The 16,853-nt window shown below is 70.9% G+C and carries 7 protein-coding genes, 1 pseudogene and 3 CRISPR repeat arrays (1 of these 11 running past the window's edge); of the genes and pseudogenes, 4 read left to right on the top strand and 4 right to left on the bottom strand.

Features of this window, described 5'->3' with window-relative positions; genetic code table 11:
• Positions 1 to 2: 2 nt before the first annotated feature.
• Both ACZ4VA_RS14435 and ACZ4VA_RS14430 read left to right on the top strand, forming a co-directional pair.
• Positions 3 to 1,169 carry an MAB_1171c family putative transporter gene (locus tag ACZ4VA_RS14435; RefSeq protein ID WP_468081479.1) on the top strand — a complete coding sequence of 389 codons (1,167 nt, stop codon included), beginning with the start codon at positions 3 to 5 and terminating at the stop codon, positions 1,167 to 1,169.
• Positions 1,170 to 1,337: 168 nt separating this feature from the next.
• Positions 1,338 to 2,759, top strand: coding sequence for an FAD-dependent monooxygenase (locus ACZ4VA_RS14430; protein ID WP_468081477.1), 1,422 nt, complete (start codon positions 1,338 to 1,340; stop codon positions 2,757 to 2,759).
• Positions 2,760 to 3,133: 374 nt separating this feature from the next.
• On the opposite strand, the gene ACZ4VA_RS14425 is transcribed toward ACZ4VA_RS14430, so the two are convergent.
• Together ACZ4VA_RS14425 and ACZ4VA_RS14420 are read right to left on the bottom strand one after the other, a co-directional pair.
• A complete protein-coding gene (locus ACZ4VA_RS14425) occupies positions 3,134 to 4,174 on the bottom strand; it encodes an NUDIX hydrolase (protein WP_402373010.1) in 1,041 nt (346 codons plus the stop codon).
• Positions 4,175 to 4,323: 149 nt separating this feature from the next.
• Positions 4,324 to 4,518: a hypothetical protein gene (locus tag ACZ4VA_RS14420; RefSeq protein WP_355785937.1), complete on the bottom strand. Its 195-nt coding sequence runs from the start codon at positions 4,516 to 4,518 to the stop codon at positions 4,324 to 4,326.
• 506 nt (positions 4,519 to 5,024) lie between these two features.
• On the opposite strand from ACZ4VA_RS14420, the pseudogene ACZ4VA_RS14415 reads away from it, so the two are divergent.
• Positions 5,025 to 5,570: pseudogene (locus ACZ4VA_RS14415) on the top strand (glycoside hydrolase family 27 protein); the annotation flags it as partial.
• A 451-nt stretch (positions 5,571 to 6,021) separates the two neighbouring features.
• Here ACZ4VA_RS14415 and ACZ4VA_RS14410 read toward each other — a convergent pair.
• Together ACZ4VA_RS14410 and ACZ4VA_RS14405 are read right to left on the bottom strand one after the other, a co-directional pair.
• The gene (locus ACZ4VA_RS14410; RefSeq protein WP_468081474.1) at positions 6,022 to 6,963 is read right to left on the bottom strand and encodes a hypothetical protein; all 942 of its coding nucleotides are present in this window, start codon (positions 6,961 to 6,963) and stop codon (positions 6,022 to 6,024) included.
• Positions 6,964 to 7,002: 39 nt separating this feature from the next.
• Complete coding sequence (locus tag ACZ4VA_RS14405; RefSeq protein ID WP_468081472.1) at positions 7,003 to 7,422, bottom strand: hypothetical protein; 420 nt, start codon at positions 7,420 to 7,422, stop codon at positions 7,003 to 7,005.
• 3,618 nt (positions 7,423 to 11,040) lie between these two features.
• Here ACZ4VA_RS14405 and ACZ4VA_RS14400 point away from each other — a divergent pair.
• Positions 11,041 to 13,569 carry a hypothetical protein gene (locus ACZ4VA_RS14400; RefSeq protein WP_468081470.1) on the top strand — a complete coding sequence of 843 codons (2,529 nt, stop codon included), beginning with the start codon at positions 11,041 to 11,043 and terminating at the stop codon, positions 13,567 to 13,569.
• Between the two features lie 690 nt (positions 13,570 to 14,259).
• Positions 14,260 to 14,720: a CRISPR direct-repeat array (repeat unit 29 nt).
• A 91-nt stretch (positions 14,721 to 14,811) separates the two neighbouring features.
• A CRISPR array of direct repeats spans positions 14,812 to 16,478; the repeat unit is 29 nt; unit sequence GGGATCATCCCCGCGGGCGCGGGGAGCAG.
• Positions 16,479 to 16,568: 90 nt separating this feature from the next.
• A CRISPR array of direct repeats spans positions 16,569 to 16,853; the repeat unit is 29 nt; unit sequence GGGATCATCCCCGCGGGCGCGGGGAGCAG (it continues 172 nt past the right edge of the window).

Here is a 16,853-nt window from a genome sequence, read left to right as displayed (position 1 = left end):
CCATGTCGGACATCACCTTCTTCATACCCGCGCTACTGGGCGGCCTCGCTTTCCTTTTCAGACTTCCTGGCCTGATCAGAAACCCTCGCGACCCCCTGCTGTGGTGCGTGGCCTCGCTGCTTCTCACCGCGTGCGGGGTGTTCTTCTTCGCCTCCATTCCCGTGATCGCCGCTGTCAACGACATCACCGGCATCCCGAACTTCAGCGGCCCCCTCGTCTACTGCGTCCTGACGGCCTACAGCGGCTCCTGCCTCGTGCTGCTGGTCAACTGGCGTGGCGGCCCACCGGGGCAGGTCCGCAGGGCGACACGTCTGTGCATCGCGCTCTACAGCGGCATCTGCGTCCTGCTCTTCGTCCTGTTCTTCCTGGCCGGGCATACCGTCGAACGGCTCAGGGACCTCGACACCTACTTCGCAAACACCCTGTACATGCGCGAAATGATCGTGCTGTACCTGACCGCGCACTCTGTCTCAGCCATCGTCATGACCGTCTTGTGCTGGCGCTGGTCGCGCGAGGTGGACGGCGCGCTGCGTACCGGTCTGTACCTCATGGTGCCGGGCATTCTGCTGACCCTGGCCTATGACGCCCTGAAGTTCGCCGCTGTCGGCGCCCGGTGGGCGGGTCACGACTGGGATTTCCTCGGCACGGATATCGCCCGGCCGATCGCTGCCGCCGGCGCTCCCCTCATAGCGGTCGGGTTCGGGTACCCGCTGGTCGCCCAGCGCCTGTCGAGCGCCCTCTCAGACCGTCGCCGCTACCGGCAGCTGGGACTGTTGTGGCAAGTGACCAAAGAGCTGACGGGTGCCGACCGCTCCACCGCGGTCCCGCCGTGGACGTCACCGGGCATGCGGCTCCTCCAACGCGAGCGTGACATCCACGACGCGCTGCTCGCCCTCAACCCCTACTTCGACGAAGCGGTCCGGACTCGTGCCCATACCGATGCCCTCGCGGCCGGGAAAACCCGGCAGGAAGCGGATGCCGCGGCTGACGCCGCCATGATTTTGGCCGCACTTGATGCTGTCCGTGCCGATCCCGACCGGCACGTCATCGCCTCCTCCCAAGCGCTCCAAGCCGTCGCGGGGGAGAACTCGCGCAGCCTTGTCGCCATATCTGCGGCTCTCGGCCACTCCCCCACCGGTGCTCACACAAGCGTCACCGCCAACGGTTGAGGGGCGCCGCCTGAGCAAGGGCGTCACCTGCAACGCACGACCAGAACTGGAACCCGAATCCGCCCCCAACACACCGCACACCAGGCATGCTTGCGCTGTCCCGCATCACCCACGCAGCCACAACGCGGTGCGCCGTCACCCACCACGGGCTGAGAGAAGAGCAGTCACATGACCGACGGGAAGACAGTCCACCCAGCCCCCGGAGCCCGCCGGGCCGTCATCATCGGCGGAAGCCTCGCCGGGATGCTGGCGGCTGCCGCGCTGCACGCACATGTCGACGAGACCTGGATCGTCGAAGCCGACGAACTCCCCCACGGCGCGAAACCTCGCAGGGGGCTTCCTCAGGCAGACCACGTGCACCTCATGTGGAGCGGCGGGGCGAACGCAGCCGAGACCGTGCTGCCGGGCATCATCGACAACTGGCTGCTGGCCGGCGCACGCCGTATTCCAATCCCCACCGGAATGGTGGGCCTCAGCACTCAGGGCTGGTTCCGCCGATGGGGACGCGAAACGCACTTCCTGATCGCATGCAGCCGTGACCTCCTGGACTCCGTGGTCCGCGATCAGGTCCTGTCCCTGTCCGGCGTAAAGGTCGTGCACGCCCGCGCGGAGGGCCTTGCGGGAACCGTGCAGCGCGTCACCGGCGTCCACATACGCCACGCCGACTCCAGCCGCGAGGTCCTGGCGGCGGACTTCGTCATCGACGCGAGCGGACGCGGCTCCCGCTCCCCCCAATACCTTGAAGAACTCGGAGCCGGCAACTGCCCGCAACGCACCGTCGACTCGGGTCTGGTGTACGCAACGCGCATCTTCCGCGCGCCTCCGGGAGCCGACGATTTCCCCGTCGTGACCATCCAGGCGGATCCGCGCGCCGCCGGGCCGGGACAAAGCGCCTCGATCCTGCCCATCGAAGGTGAGCGGTGGCTCGTCACCGCCTCCGGCACCCGTGGCGGCGAGCCCAGCGGCCGCAACGAGGACTTCGAAGCCTTCGCCAGGCAACTGCGCCATCCCATCGTCGGGGAACTCATCTCCCACCTCACGCCGCTCACGGACGTCACCGTCAGCCGTAGCACGCGCAACCAGCGCCGCTACTTCGAGAAGGTCCGGCGGTGGCCCGACCGCTTCGTAGTACTCGGAGACGCGGTGGCGGCCTTCAACCCCGTCTACGGCCACGGCATGTCCGTCGCCGCACAAGGAGCCGTGGCCCTGGGCGAGATGGCGTCAGCCTACGGTCTGGCCGAACCCGGCTTGGCGCGACGGATCCAGAGAAGGGTGGCCAAACGCGTGGACGTGGCGTGGAGTCTGGCGACCGGTCAGGACATCTTCTTCCCCGGTGTGACGGGAGGTGCCCCCAACATGGCGGACCGTCTCCTGGCCAAATACGTGGACCGGCTACTCAAGACGACAACGGGCAGCTTCACGGCCACCAGGAAGTTCACCGACGTGTCTTCGCTCCAAGCACCTCTCACCACGCTGGTGGGACCGCGCCTGCTTCTGGCGGCCGCAGTCGGACCGCACCTGCCGCCGTTGAGCGGCCCTCCCCTGTCCCAGGAGGAGAGGGCCGTCGCAACGGGGAAGAACGACTACTGAGAAGTCGATTCCTGTCGAACGGCGGCCGGTTTGAGGGAGCGGCCGGCGTGAACGGTGCGGGCGCCGCTTCGGCACCGGACGCGGTGTGTCAAAGGTGACGCGCTTCACCGGTTCCTGCCGGCCAGGAGGTGGGGTGGACGCGGGACCCAGACCGCCGAGCTCAGCGTCTGTTGCCGACTCACCCGGCCACGCCGACGTCCGGGCAGAGGGCGACGAGTACATCGTCTACGGCGAAGAACAGGTCACGCTCTCGTTCATCTTCGGACGGACGGTGGCAAGGGCACGCTCGTACGGCCCCCGAACGCCGGACCAGTACCGCCGCTACGGCCCACGGCGGCCGGACCGGGAACGTCCGACCGCCCCTCGCCCCGCGGTCACCCCACGGGAACCCCGGCCTCCAGATACAGCGCCGCCTGCCGTTCACGGGCCCGCAGCGCCCAGCGCAGGCGCTCGTAGCGCACCGGTGGCAGCAGGGTGGCGGCCTCCTTCTCGGTGACGAAGCGCCAGTCGCGCAGCTCCGGGCCGGGGAGCAGGAGCCGGCCGGCCTCGGAGGCGGGCAGGCGTCCGCCGTCGAAGAGGAGGCGCAGGCCCCCGTAGCCGGGCGGTGCGGGTGGCTCCCAGTCGACGACGAGGAGCCGGGGCACCTCGTCGAGGGTGAGGCCGGTCTCCTCGGTGACCTCGCGCATGCCCGCGCGCGCGGGCGCCTCGCCGGGTTCCACGACGCCTCCCGGGAACTCCCAGCCGGGCTTGTACGTCGGGTCGACGAGCAGGACCCGGTCCTGTTCGTCGAAGAGGAGCACCCCGGCGGCGAGCGTCTCGGCGGTCGGCTCGGGCGTCTGCACGATGTCGCTCACGGCCGCGTCCCCGCTGCGGACGGCCTCGGCGACGCGCAGCGCGGCCTCGTGCGGGCTGAGGACGCTGGTGTCCACGGGATGCGCGTCGGCGGTGAGCCACGAGGCGAGCGCGGCACGGTAGGGCTCGATGTGGTCGTAGGCCCACTGGCGCACCCGCAACTCGCCGTCGGGGAGGTCGGGTGGCACCTCGCGCCCGGCTATTCGCTCCCGCAGGATCGTTTCCGCCGGGGCCAGGAGCACATGCCGTACGGAGATCCGGCGCGAGGCGAGGCCACCGAAGATCTCGTCACGGTACTCCTGGCGCAGCAGGGTCATCGGGACCACCAGGACGCCGCCGAGCTCGGCGAGCATGGCGGCCGCGGTGTCGACCACGAGGCGTCGCCAGATCGGCAGGTCCTGGAAGTCGCCGACCTCGGCGAGGCGCTTGGCCGGCAGCAGGTGCGTGAGTGCGCCGCCGATGACCTCGGGGTCGAAGAGCGTGCTGTTCGGGATCAGGTCGATCAGTTCCCGTGCGGTCGTCGTCTTCCCCGCACCGAACGCACCGTTGATCCAGACGATCACGGTTCCCCCTCTTCTGTTGGCCCCCTGAGGCTTGCCCGTTCCACCCTGCCACGGAAACCAGGTGCTGTTGAGGTGAGCCTCCCCGAAGGGCGACATGCGGCGGCGCCGGCCCCCTGTCCCACGGGTACCGGCGCCGCGCAAGTCTCTCGTCAGCCGTCCTGGTCGAGGACGCCCTCCTCCATCGCCAGGCTGTCGTTGCTGATCGTGTGGTCCAGGTCGCTGACGGTGCTGTCGAGGTTCAGGTCGCCGAGCGGGTCCCCCGCGAGAGCGTGGGACGGGGTGACCGCCGCGACGACGAATCCGGCGGCGAGGGAGGCAACGGCGAGCATGCTTCGCTTCTTCATGCCCGGATCAACTACGAATCCCGCCTCTGGTCACGGGTAGCGCTCACGCCGACCGCACGGCCGTCCGGCTTCGCGCGGTCCGGACCGCGCAGGTCGGCCGACGGCAGCATGCCCCGCTCTTCCGGTGCTGTCCCTGACGGGGCGGAAGAGCGGGGCACAGCAGTAACCCGACTTGTTCGTAGTTACAGTGCCGCCAGCGTAGCGACGGGCACTGACAATCGGGGTCCGCGCCCGGACCTCCGATGTCCTGCTCCGGCCGACAGGGGCACCGGGACCCCGCCTGAGGCACGAGCGACGACGCGCCGCCCCTCGGCCCATCCAACACAACCGAACGCCGAGGGAGGACCTCGCAGCCATGCGACGGCACCGGAAGGCGAACTGACGAGGTATCGCACAGGTCCGTCCCCTCCCCTTCCAACAGAGTCCGACAGGTCCTACCGTAAACGCGCACGATTGACGCGAGCATGCAGACATCCCATCTCTCGCGAGTTTCGGAGGACGTAACGATGCGTCACCTTCACCCCCACACAACCCGCAGAAGAATGGTCGGAGCAGTCGCAGCGGGCCTGCTGTGCGCGACCGGGCTCGTGGCACCGACGGCCCTGGCCGCCCCAGCCCCCGCTCCCGAGCCGGGCGCACCCGCCCTGGCCGACGGTCTCGCCCTCACCCCTCCGATGGGCTTCAACAACTGGAACTCCACGGGCTGCCGTTCGGAGTTCAACGAGGACATGGTCAAGGGGATCGCGGACATCTTCGTGGCCAAGGGCCTCAAGGACGCGGGGTACCAGTACGTCAACCTGGACGACGGGGGGGCCCTGCCGACGCGGGACGCGGACGGCAAGCTGGTGCCGGATCCCACGCGATTCCCCAACGGGATCAAGGCAGTTGCCGACTACGTCCACTCCAAGGGCCTCAAGCTCGGCATCTACACCAGTGCGGGCACGAGGACATGCAGCAACGTCGGGTTCCCCGGAGCGCTCGGCCACGAGTACAGCGACGCACGGCAGTTCGCGGACTGGGGTGTCGACTACCTCAAGTACGACAACTGCAACAGGAGCAGCGGCAGCAGCTGGTCCAGCCGCGTGTAGGCGCCGGCGGCGAAGGCGGCGGCCTGCGGCGACGTCTCCGGCGGACAACCGCGGTGCCGGGGCCGCCCACGCTGCCGCCGGGTCGGCGAGGATGCCGGCCCCCAGTGCAACTCCCGCCGCCAGCACACTGCGTCGCTCCACACCCGGCCCCTTCCGCTGCACGGCGCCGACGGGCAGCCGGGCCTCGTCGTGACGCTACGTCCGGGTGGGCCGGCCGCGGCAGGACGCGCACCGCCGGCTGTGCCCACCCCGTCGCCGGCCCGTGCCGAGGCGCGCCGCGCGCCAGACGGCCCTGTCCTGGGCCCGCAAGGTCTCCGGGCGGCATCGATCTCGCCGGGCGGCGGCCAGCGTCCGGCGCGGCTCTTCGGTGCTGATGAGCCGTGGTGCGCGTGGACGCCGGGCGACGCCGAGGGGACTACGTCTCGTCGAAGTAGTGCAGGACGACAGTGCGCCGGACGCCGGCCTCCAGCATGGCCTGGGCCCGGTGCTGGCCGTTGACGTAACCGGTCTTACTGGCCGGCTGCAGCGCGTTGGAGACGCTGAACAGGGACGCCAGCGCCTCAGTCTGCCACCGGGAGGCTCCGGCCGCGTTCGCGTGGGCGATGGCGAACTCCTCCATGCCGTCGGGTTCCACGGACTGCGCGCGGGCCCGTTCGAGGACCTTCAGCGCCATCGCGTTGACCGCGTGCCAGTCGCCGCCGTGGTACCAGCAGCAGGTGCGAGCGTCGCCGCGGAGCGGCAGCACCTGACGTGTCCAGCGGCGCCACCAGGGCACCCCGGCCGGCATGCACGCCGACTCGCGGAACGGCTCCGGGCGGGCGAGACGGGCCACCGCGAACGCGGCGAACACCAGCTGCGGTTCCGGCTCGACGGCGCGCGGCACATAGCCGGTGCCGCGGTCCGTTGCGACGCTCGCGCCGACCAGGTCCTGCAGCTCTTCGTGGGTGATCACCGACCAGTGCGGGCCGTGCGGCCGGTAGTGGTCGGCGCCGTCGAACACCACGCGCCGAAAGCGGGTCTCTTCCAGCGCACCCTGCAGCTCCATCTGGCGCTCCACCCACACCGGCGGCAGGTCCTGGTCGGGGCAGTGCTTCTCCCACACCGCGCCCGCGAACCTCTCGACCCCGTTCATCAGGCTCATGCCTTCCGCTCCGGCGATCTGGGTCGCCACCGCGACCGGGCGCGCCCCGGGAGCAGTGAACAACTGCAGCCGGAACGTCCCCGACAGCCCTGGAGCGGTGAACATGTGGTCGTCCACGCTCAGCCGACGCGGAGCCGCCAGGGCGCGAAGCTCGTCCTGGCCTCCAGGGCGCGACGCTGTCTCGGGGGCCGGGCCGGCGGGAAGGTCATCGCTCATCCCCCGATCATTCCCGACCCGGCGACGTAGATCTCGCGCTCACTTCAACGGCGCGGTGGACCACTGCTGGATCACCGTGGCGGCGTCGGGCGAGTGGTGGTCGCGCCATACGTTCCAGGCGGTGCTGCGCAGATCGGCCAGGAACTGGATGCCGACGGCCTTCGGCTCGCCCGTGGAGATGTGCCGGCCGATCAGGTCGGCGAGTTTGCTCTCCTCTTCCGGGGAGCCGGTCGCGAAGAGCATGAGGACGTAGTCAGCGAAGTCGTGAGCCACCCACCGGTGGTCGTGGGACGGCCTGGTGAACGCGGTGATGCAGCCCTTGATCTTCTTGAATCCGTAGCTGTGTTCGCCGGGCCGCCAGTACTTCCAGAAGTGGCCCTCCTCGGTGGGGGGACCGAGGATGCCGATCAAGCGCAGGAGCCGGTCAAGGTCAGGGCACTCCTGTACGGGTTTGTTCATGCGCCGGACGGTAGACGCGCTGTGAACGGCCGGCCATCGGGTTGCTGATTATCGGCCAGAGGTCGGCGCCAAGTCGCCGCTGCCATACGAAAAGTAGAAGGCCGTCCGCCTCAGCCGCGAGGGAGGCCCGTGGGTGCCGATCCAGGCCACAGGCCGGATTCTTCACCGAACTCCTCACCTGGCAGCAGACGCCGCAGCTGTGAGCCGGCGCTTCACCCGGCCCGCAGCTGCGGCGGTGCCGCCTGGCCGGAGCGGTTCGGCCCGGCGTCGGTGCGTGGCGTAGCGCCGGCGGGGGTGTCAGTGGCGGGTGGGATCATCGCTTGGAGTGTCTGCGAGGCAGGGGGCCGGTTGTGGCGGTGGAGTGGGACCGGGTCGGGCAGCCGGGGTTCGACCGGATCGTTGAAGCGCTGGTGCACCGCGTGTACGACGCGACGGCGCGCGTGGAGGTGGTGAACGGGCGCGGCGGGGACGCCGGCATCGACATCAAAGTCACCCATGGCTCGAGGCTGCGGATATTCCAGTTGAAGTACTACCCGGACGGTTTCCCGACCACAGCGCACAAAGGGCGGCGCAAGTCGATCAGGCAGTCGTTCGCGCGGGCTCTACAGCACCAGCCCTGGGAGTGGATCTTGGTGGTTCCATGCACCCTGACCACGGCGGAGCGGGAGTTCGTCACCTCGCTGGCGGCTGGACAGACAGTACGGGTCAGGGTGTGGGACCGAGCCAAGCTGGACGGGCTGCTGGCCACACACGCCGACCTGGAGGCGTCCTTCACCCGAGGACCAGCTGTTCGAGGCGGCGAAGGTCTACGGGCAGGAGCGGGCGCTGCTCATGGGCGGGATGCGGGATGTGAGCGCCCGGGTGACGGCGCTGGGACGTCAGGCCGACGGGCTGGACGACCACTGGACCGTGGACTTCGCCCGCCAGGGCAAGACGGTGGTGCACACGCTGCGGGCCAAACACGCGCGGGCGCACGAGGTCTCCCCCGTGGAAATCACCCTGACAGGCAGCGGCCCCCTGACGCCGGACCTGGCCCAGGCCGTGCGGCGCAGCCTGGGTTTCGGGCTTGGGGCGTACCCCGGCGTTCTCACGCAGGCTGCGCGGGCCCGCGGGTGTGACCCGCGGTGCCCTGCACGACTCCATGGCCGGGCGGCGGCCGCCCGCTATGGAATCGGCAGCCGGCTCCGCCGCGGGGCGGCGCCGGCCAGGATCCGCGCGCGAGAGCGGACGGGCCCCGGGGGTGCGGCTGAGCGCCACGCGGGATACCAGCGGGTGACGTACGGCCCCCTTTGCCCGGCTCGACAGGACGGCCGCGGCCTGCGGTCCCGCGCTTCCTTCGCACGTTGCGCGGAAACCGCACTCATCGTCCGCTGCTCTGCGCCCACGTCCGCAGCCGCGTGAGGATGCGGCCCTGGACGGCATCCCCCGCCGACGGGTCCACGGACCACCGACGCGCGGCGTGCGGCGTGCGGCGAGCCGACGGCGGAGCACCGTGTACGACTCGAGGACGGGGGCCGGGGCCGGGAAATACGCCGAGCCGGCACCGGGGGCGGTGCCGGCTGGGCGGGTCGGCGGGCGCGGGCCAACGCGCCTGCCGAGGAGTCCTGAAACGGGTTCGGGCTTGCGACCAGGGCCGTCAGGAGACACCGCGGCTTGACCGTCGGCGTCAGGTGCGGGGAGCACGACGGCGATGTCAGCCGGTACGGGTTGGTCGCGGGACCATCCCCACGGGTGCGGGGAGCAGCTCGACGGTTGGAAGCTGTACGTCCTGAACCGGGGACCATCTCCACGGGTGCGGGGAGCAGTCCTCCATCGACGAAACCCGCATCCAGACACCGGGACCATCCCAGCAGGTGCGGGGAGCAGTTGCGGCCGGAGTCGGTGCTTAGGTCGAGGGTGGGACCATCCCCGCGGGTGCAGGGAGCAGATCGCCGAGGAAGTCGCCATGCTGCGCCGCAAGGGCCCATCCCCGCGGGTGCGGGGAGCAGGTCAGCCCGGTTCCGTGGCGGTGCGGGCCGTTGGGACCATCCCCGCGGGTGCGGGGAGCAGTGAATCCGCAGCGCGGCGCTGCCACTGCTCGGGACCATCCCCGCGGATGCGGGGAGCAGGCCGCCGAGTAGCGGGTGTTGCGGTCGGCGAGGGGACCATCCCCGCGGGTGCAGGGAGCAGACGGCCTCGAGGCGGGCGATCTTCTGGCGGTAGGGATCATCCCCGCGCGCGGGGAGCAGGAGCTCGGCGGGGACGTCGGGTACGAGGTCCTGGGATCATCCCGGCGGGCGCGGGGAGCAGCCGGCCCCCTGGGCGACCGACCAGCGGGATTCGGGATCATCCCCGCGGGTGCGAGGAACAGGCCGGTCGTACCGAGCAGCGCCGTGACGTCGTGGGGACCATCCCCGCGGGTGCGGGGGAGCAGGGGGTCACCCTGATCTGGCGCCCCTTGACGACGGGATCATCCCCGCGGGCGCGGGGAGCAGGACTTCGGTTTCAGCCAGGCGCGGAGAACGGGGGATCATCCCTGCAGCCACGGGGAGCAGCCTGTCGTGCGGATCGGCAGCCCGAGGTAGACAGGATCATCCCCGCAGGCGCGGGGAGCAGGCGGTGGTCGTGGCCGACTCGAGGTCGGTCTCGGGACCATCCCCGCGGGTGCGGGAAGCAGCCGAAGTGGTGCGCGTCCGCGATGTTGAGGCTGGGACCATCCCCGCGGTGCGGGGAGCAGACAACCGCGACCAAGGTTATGGCCTACGAGCCGGGACCATCCCCGCGGGTGCTGGGAGCAGTGGCTCGTGCTTCCCGTCCTCCGCAAGCCCGGGACCATCCACGCGGGTGCGGGGAGCAGGCCCGCCTCTCGTGCGGCGGCATGCCCCGCTTGGGACCATCCCCGCGGGTGTGGGGAGCAGGAGTCGCCATTCACCAGCATGGTTGCGGCGACGGGACCATCCCCGTGGGCGCGGGAAGCAGTTCCTCGACACGATCAACGAGTACTCGACCCAGGGATCATCCCCGCCGGCGCGGGGAGCAGTCGGTCATGTCCCATGGATCCGTGTGGGGGTAGGGATCATCCCCGCGGGCGCGGGGAACAGGGTTCGCGGCGGGCCCACCGGTACGCCTGCTCGGGATCATCCCCGCACGCGCGGGGATAGTCCCGCGGTCCGCTCGCCCGCTTCCGCCGCCGGTCCGGCTCTCCGCGCAGTGGGGTTAGAAGGCACACCGTCACCCACCGCCGCACGCCTACCTCAACCCAAGCCTCGCGCAGCCTGGTTGAGGCGATCAATCACCCGCTTGAGTGAACTCAATGACTGCTAGCGGTAGTTGCGTCGCGGAAAGTGGCAATCTCCGTGGCACACGTCGGTGGCTCATCACCGGCGTCCGCCTCATGCCGCCTTCGGTGGAGCAGGAGCAAGCTGCGAGAGGTCCAAGCGCTACCGAGGCGCTGTTGGGACTGATCGTTCTTCGGACGCTGCCAGGTGGACCGTACGGGGCGAGGACGGCCGCACACCCTCACGGGTGTCGGCCTGATTCCTCGCCGGCACGAGGCTTCGGCACTCGGGCGCGTGACACGCTCCCGAGGGACGGGAGCTTCTGTGGCCGCCCGGAATGCCCGGGTGGAAGGACGACACCATGGCCGTGAAACGGTCCGACGACATCTACCCGCAGATCGGCAACGCCCTCTGGGCCGACCGACTCGCGGACGCGATCGAGAACACCTGTACGGATCACGAGGTCGTGCCGCCTCCGCGGCAGGCGATCCTTGAGGGCCTGGCCGCCGCGCTCCCCGACACCGAGATCAAGGCCTTGATCGCCACACAGCGCGGCAGGAGGGTCCTCAAGCCCAACGCCTACCGGGTCGTGCAGGCTGGCGACGAGCAGGTACTCCTGCTGACCTGCGACGTCCACGGCGCTGCGGTGGTCCCATGGGACCTCAACGACCGCACCGCCGTCTGCTGGTCTTCGCCCGCCCCGGAAGCAAGCCACCGCGTCAAGGACCTCGTCGCCGCCGAGCTGGCACTCCAGGAGGCCACAAAGAGCGCGAAGTCTGCCGAGCGGGAGCGGGATGTTCTGCGCCGGGCGCCGGGGGACGATGCGTACGCTGCTCAGGCGCTGGCTGCGGCCACGCAGAAACATCAGGACGCCGTCCGCCACGTGCACGAGCTCGAGGCCGAGAAGCACGCTGTGCTCGCCGCGCTGGGACACCGGCGGCCGCGCCCGGTGGTCCGCGCCACCCAGGAGGACGGGCAGCCGAAGGCGGCGCTCACCCTCGCCGAGCAGCCGTACGCGGTTGCCGTGCACATGCAGCGGTACGCCGCCGACAACCTTCAGCGCGCCGGGAAAACCCGTGGGTACGACCTGGCCGAGTCCCTGGCGGACACGGGTCAGCTTTCCAAGGGCATGAACGTCCTGCAACAGTGGCAGATCATTCACTCCGACGGCACGATGTCGAAGTTGTGGCGGCTGGCCGCCGTGACCGGGAACAACCGTGCGCTGGCCCGTCTCGACGTCTTCCGGGTGCGTCCGGAGCACCTGGTCACGGGGATGCCCCAGTCCCTCGTCCCCATGCCGAAGGACAAGAAGGACGACCCCGAGCCGCTGCTGCTGAGTCTGCGAGAGATCCTCAACCGGCTCTCCGCCCGGCTCAACCGGGACGGCGCAAAGCCGGAGACGGAGGCGACTGACCCGTCGCGGAGGGCGGCGAAGATCGCCACGGTGTCCGCAGAGATCGTCATCGGCTGTACCAAGCCCGAGGCGCTGGAACACGTTCTACGAGCCCTCAACGTCAACGACCACCTGCGCGGCATCCAGCCTTACGACGAGGACGCGCGCTTGATCGCCCTGTTCGCAACGCTCCTCGACGCCTACGCCAGGGAGTCCCTCCTCGCGGACGCGCTCGCCGAGGCGTTCCCCGACGCACGAGGTGCGGACCTCCTCGACCTGGTAGGGGTGCGCGACGCGTTGACTGTCAACGGGCCGCTAGACCCGCTGGAACCGCTCGTTCCCACAGGCGCCGACGTCTCCCCGGTCGTGTTGCGCGACATCGCGGTGCGCGCCATTACCGCGCTGGTGTTCCCCCGAATCCCGCCCGAGGCCCCGCAGAAGGCGAACGTGCGCACCGTCCGCGACACCGGGCGGTTCTGGCCCGTCGTCAGGGGGACGCTGCAGGAGACAGCATGGAGCCAGATTCGGGCGAAGACAGCCGAGGGACGCACACGCTTGTGGTCCGCCGCCGTCGCACAGCTGTTTGTGCGACGGGGCAACATCCTCTCCGCCCTTGGTCTCTTTGGCACCACAGAGACCAAGGAGGGGGCCGTACAGGATCCGAGGCCGCTAACGGAGCTGCTCCTCGGGGCGGAGGCCGGTGACGCGGCCGCGTGGACCGCCCTGGTCCAGCGGATGGCGCCAGCGCTGATTCACGCTCCGCAGCCGTTCATCACCCCGGGGCAGGGCAGTGAGGCGGGCACCGGGCGCAAGGGCGTGCGCCGCACCCCTAAGAGCGCCCTCGCCGCCCTGATGCTGGCGTACACGGCGGGCGCGCCGGGTACCAGCCGGGCCCTTCTCCTCGCGTTCGCGAAGGCCGTGCTGGAGCACCCGGACGCACTGCGGCCGCCCGAGGCGGACGACGAGACGCCACTGGTCTGCTATGGCGAGCAGCACTGGGCCGAGTCGGAACGGACAGCAATCACTGCGGGGATGGTGATCGCTCCGGATGGCGAGGGCCGGCCAACCCGCTACGTCGCTGACAAGGCGTGGTTCGATGAGCTCTTCCCCGTCGACCTCTGCACCCCGGTACCGGCCACGTCCAGTGACCCGGCCAACGCGCATGCCAGCGCAGGCAACACGGGGGGCGCCGACGCCCCGAGCACCGCGAAAGGCGAGGCGGCTGCCGACCCACGCGACCAGCTGGTCAAGCTGCGCCGGGAGCTGCCAGCGCGGGTCGAACTCGTCGAGGGGAGCTACCAGAAAGCAGTGGACTCCGCTCACACCCTAATGACGGACTTCGAAGAGGCTCACCGCCTGCGCATCCAGCTCGGAGAAGAACCCCTCCCGGCTGAACAGCGGATCGAGTGGATGGAGAAGTTGTCGAAGGCGCGGGCCGCCGCGCAGGCCAGCGTGACGACGCTCGAACAGGTAGAAGCGCTCATCTTGAAGGTCTGACCGGTCAACAGCTTCAGCGCCTGTGCTGCGGAACCGGCCCGGTAGCCCTGCGACCGCGCCACCGCCGCACTCCCGGGACGGCAACCCCGGATGGAGGGGCCAGTCCTCAACTGAGGGCTGGCCCCCCGCTCTCCCGGGGCATTCGCCGCCAGCTCCGGAAAAGCCGCCGACGGCTCCCTTCTTGGGGACCGTCCGCGCAGGTGCGGGAAACAAGTCCGGCGAGGCCTCCGCCGGCAGGCGCGGACGCGACCATCCCCGCGAGTACGGGGAGCAGTCGCCGGAGCGGACGGCGTACCGGTCGCTGCCGGGACCATCCTGGCGGTGCGGGGATCAGCCTTTCCGGGTGCGGGGAGCAGACCGCCGAAGGCACCACCACGGCCAGCCGGGTGGAACCATCCCAGGTGCGGGAATCGGTCAATGAGATCGAGGCTCCTGACCACGTAGTTCGGACCATTCCCGCGGGTGCAGGGAGCGTCATTCGTGGCGCTCAAAGCTGAGAACCTGCGCGAGGCCATCCCTGCTGGTGCGGGGATCAGGTGGCCACGGAGAGCGTGAACGTGGAGCCCGCGGGACCATCCCCGCGGGTGGAGGGGAGCAGCGCTGGCAGACGTCACAGCGCACCTTCGACCTGGGACCATCCCCGCGGTGCGGGAAGCAGGCTGCTTCGCGGAGGTCGGTCCAGCCGTCGCAGGGACCATCCCCGCGGGTGCGGGGAGCAGGCGAACCAGGCGCACCTGAAGGCGGGCGCATGGGGACCATTCCCGCGGGTGCGGGGAGCAGGTCTGGTCGAGGGCGGCGCGGGTGGTGGGGTCGGGGCCGGCCATCCCCGCGGGTGCGGGGAGCAGTGCTGGAAATGCCGCCGTGTATCGCTGGCCCCGGGGCCATCCCCGCTGGTGCGGGGAGCAGGCCGCCCGGGGTGTCCCCCCGGACATGGTCCAGGGGCCATCCCGGCGGGTGCGGGGAGCAGCTGTTCTGCCACCGCGACGGCGGACGGATCACGGGACCATCCCCGCGGGTGCGGGGAGCAGGACGACCGCATACAGCCCGGCGGCCGGCCGCTCGGGACCATCCCCGCGGGTGCGGGGAGCAGTGCCCGTTGTCGGAGGCGCCGGCCTCGATGCCCGGACCATCCCCGCGGGTGCGGGGAGCAGCCCTTGCTCGTCAGGGCCCGGAAGAGGGGATCGGGACCATCCCCGCGGGTGCGGGAGCAGGTGTACCCGCCGAACGTCTGCAGGGCGTCGCCGGGACCATCCCCGCGGGCGCGGGGAGCAGCTCGTGTGCACGGTCCGCCTGGTCGAGAGGACGGGATCATCCCCGCGGGCGCGGGGAGCAGCGGGCGCGTTCAGGCGCAGGATGGGATCATCCCCGCGGGCGCGGGGAGCAGGGGGCTGGCTTACGTAGTCCCCGACCAGGGACGGGATCATCCCCGCGGGCGCGGGGAGCAGACTGGTCCCGTCTGCGGCCGTCCGTGCCGGACGGGATCATCCCCGCGGGCGCGGGGAGCAGGAGGGTGGTCCGTCCCGCGAGTTCATGGGCGAGGGATCATCCCCGCGGGCGCGGGGAGCAGCCCCCGAGTACGAAGTGCATCGACCTGATGCGGGGATCATCCCCGCGGGCGCGGGGAGCAGGTCCACCGCAGGATGCCCTCGTCGTCCGCCATGGGATCATCCCCGCGGGCGCGGGGAGCAGGCCTTCGGCACCTTTGGCCGCCTTCGGCGGTGAGGATCATCCCCGCGGGCGCGGGGAGCAGGCGGGCGCTCACAGCGTCTCCTTCAGGTCGGTGGGATCATCCCCGCGGGCGCGGGGAGCAGGGTGCGGCGATGCTCTGACCAGGACCGTAGGCGGGATCATCCCCGCGGGCGCGGGGAGCAGCGCAGCAGACCGCCGAACGTGGCCATGCGCTGGGGATCATCCCCGCGGGCGCGGGGAGCAGTCGGGATCGGACAGGCTGAAACCGGCGTCGTACGGATCATCCCCGCGGGCGCGGGGAGCAGCGGCTCGCCTCGGACGTCGTGGGGGCCGGGAAGGGATCATCCCCGCGGGCGCGGGGAGCAGCCGGCCGTCCGTGGCGCCGTCGCCTACGACTGGGGATCATCCCCGCGGGCGCGGGGAGCAGGGCTCCGCGGACCCTGCTTTCACTCCCGGCGGGGGATCATCCCCGCGGGCGCGGGGAGCAGTTCGCGATCACCAACCCCCGCAACACCGGCTGGGGATCATCCCCGCGGGCGCGGGGAGCAGGCCGAGTCCGTTGCCGGGTGCACGACCGTCGCGGGATCATCCCCGCGGGCGCGGGGAGCAGCCAGTCACCGCGATGCCTTCCCTCGCCGCCCGGGGATCATCCCCGCGGGCGCGGGGAGCAGGTCACCGACCAGACGTTGGCGAGGCCTTCGCTGGGATCATCCCCGCGGGCGCGGGGAGCAGACCGATCATCGTGCGCCGTCTCCGGGCGGTCAGGGATCATCCCCGCGGGCGCGGGGAGCAGGCCACGGCCACGCACAACGGGACGACGTACACGGGATCATCCCCGCGGGCGCGGGGAGCAGTTCCTGTTCGTCTCCCAGGCCCCGCAGTCCGAGGGATCATCCCCGCGGGCGCGGGGAGCAGATCGGACGAGACATCAGCGACACCCCCTTACGGGGATCATCCCCGCGGGCGCGGGGAGCAGACGCCGAAGCCGTCGACCACCGGCGGACCCTCGGGATCATCCCCGCGGGCGCGGGGAGCAGCCGTGGGTACCGACGTCGGCCGAGGTGGTCGCGGGATCATCCCCGCGGGCGCGGGGAGCAGGTCACCGTCGGCGTCAACGATCGCGGCATGTGGGGATCATCCCCGCGGGCGCGGGGAGCAGAGCAGCTCGCTCTCGTTCTCGACCGTCGGCCCGGGATCATCCCCGCGGGCGCGGGGAGCAGTCGGTGCCCGGGTGTCCGTCGGCCGCGCAGATGGGATCACCCGCGGGCGCGGGGAGCAGTTCCGCATCGAACGCGACGGCGAGCTCGTCGAGGGATCATCCCCGCGGGCGCGGGGAGCAGGGACGCCGGCCCCGGGGACCGCCCCACCTACCGGGATCATCCCCGCGGGCGCGGGGAGCAGCCAGTGCCCAGCACCATGTCGTTGGCCTGGTGGGGATCATCCCCACGGGCGCGGGGAGCGGGCGATGGCGAGGCGAGCTCGGCGGCTGGTCCCGGGATCATCCCCGCGGGCGCGGGGAGCAGGTGTCCATGATCGCGCGCCAATTGGCGAAGGGGGGATCATCCCCGCGGGCGCGGGGAGCAGGCACGGAGACC

It is taken from the genome of Streptomyces sp. NPDC028308, assembly GCF_055565855.1.
Note: the sequence above shows the minus strand (reverse complement) of the source record. Positions and strands in the feature narration are given on the sequence as shown.

What these genes read in the sequence shown, in the direction of transcription:
- ACZ4VA_RS14435 (WP_468081479.1), top strand. Translation starts at nt 3, where the DNA reads ATGTCGGACATCACCTTCTTCATACCCGCGCTACTGGGCGGCCTCGCT.
- ACZ4VA_RS14430 (WP_468081477.1), top strand. Translation starts at nt 1,338, where the DNA reads ATGACCGACGGGAAGACAGTCCACCCAGCCCCCGGAGCCCGCCGGGCC.
- ACZ4VA_RS14420 (WP_355785937.1), bottom strand. Translation starts at nt 4,518, where the DNA reads ATGAAGAAGCGAAGCATGCTCGCCGTTGCCTCCCTCGCCGCCGGATTC.
- ACZ4VA_RS14410 (WP_468081474.1), bottom strand. Translation starts at nt 6,963, where the DNA reads ATGAGCGATGACCTTCCCGCCGGCCCGGCCCCCGAGACAGCGTCGCGC.
- ACZ4VA_RS14405 (WP_468081472.1), bottom strand. Translation starts at nt 7,422, where the DNA reads ATGAACAAACCCGTACAGGAGTGCCCTGACCTTGACCGGCTCCTGCGC.
- ACZ4VA_RS14400 (WP_468081470.1), top strand. Translation starts at nt 11,041, where the DNA reads ATGGCCGTGAAACGGTCCGACGACATCTACCCGCAGATCGGCAACGCC.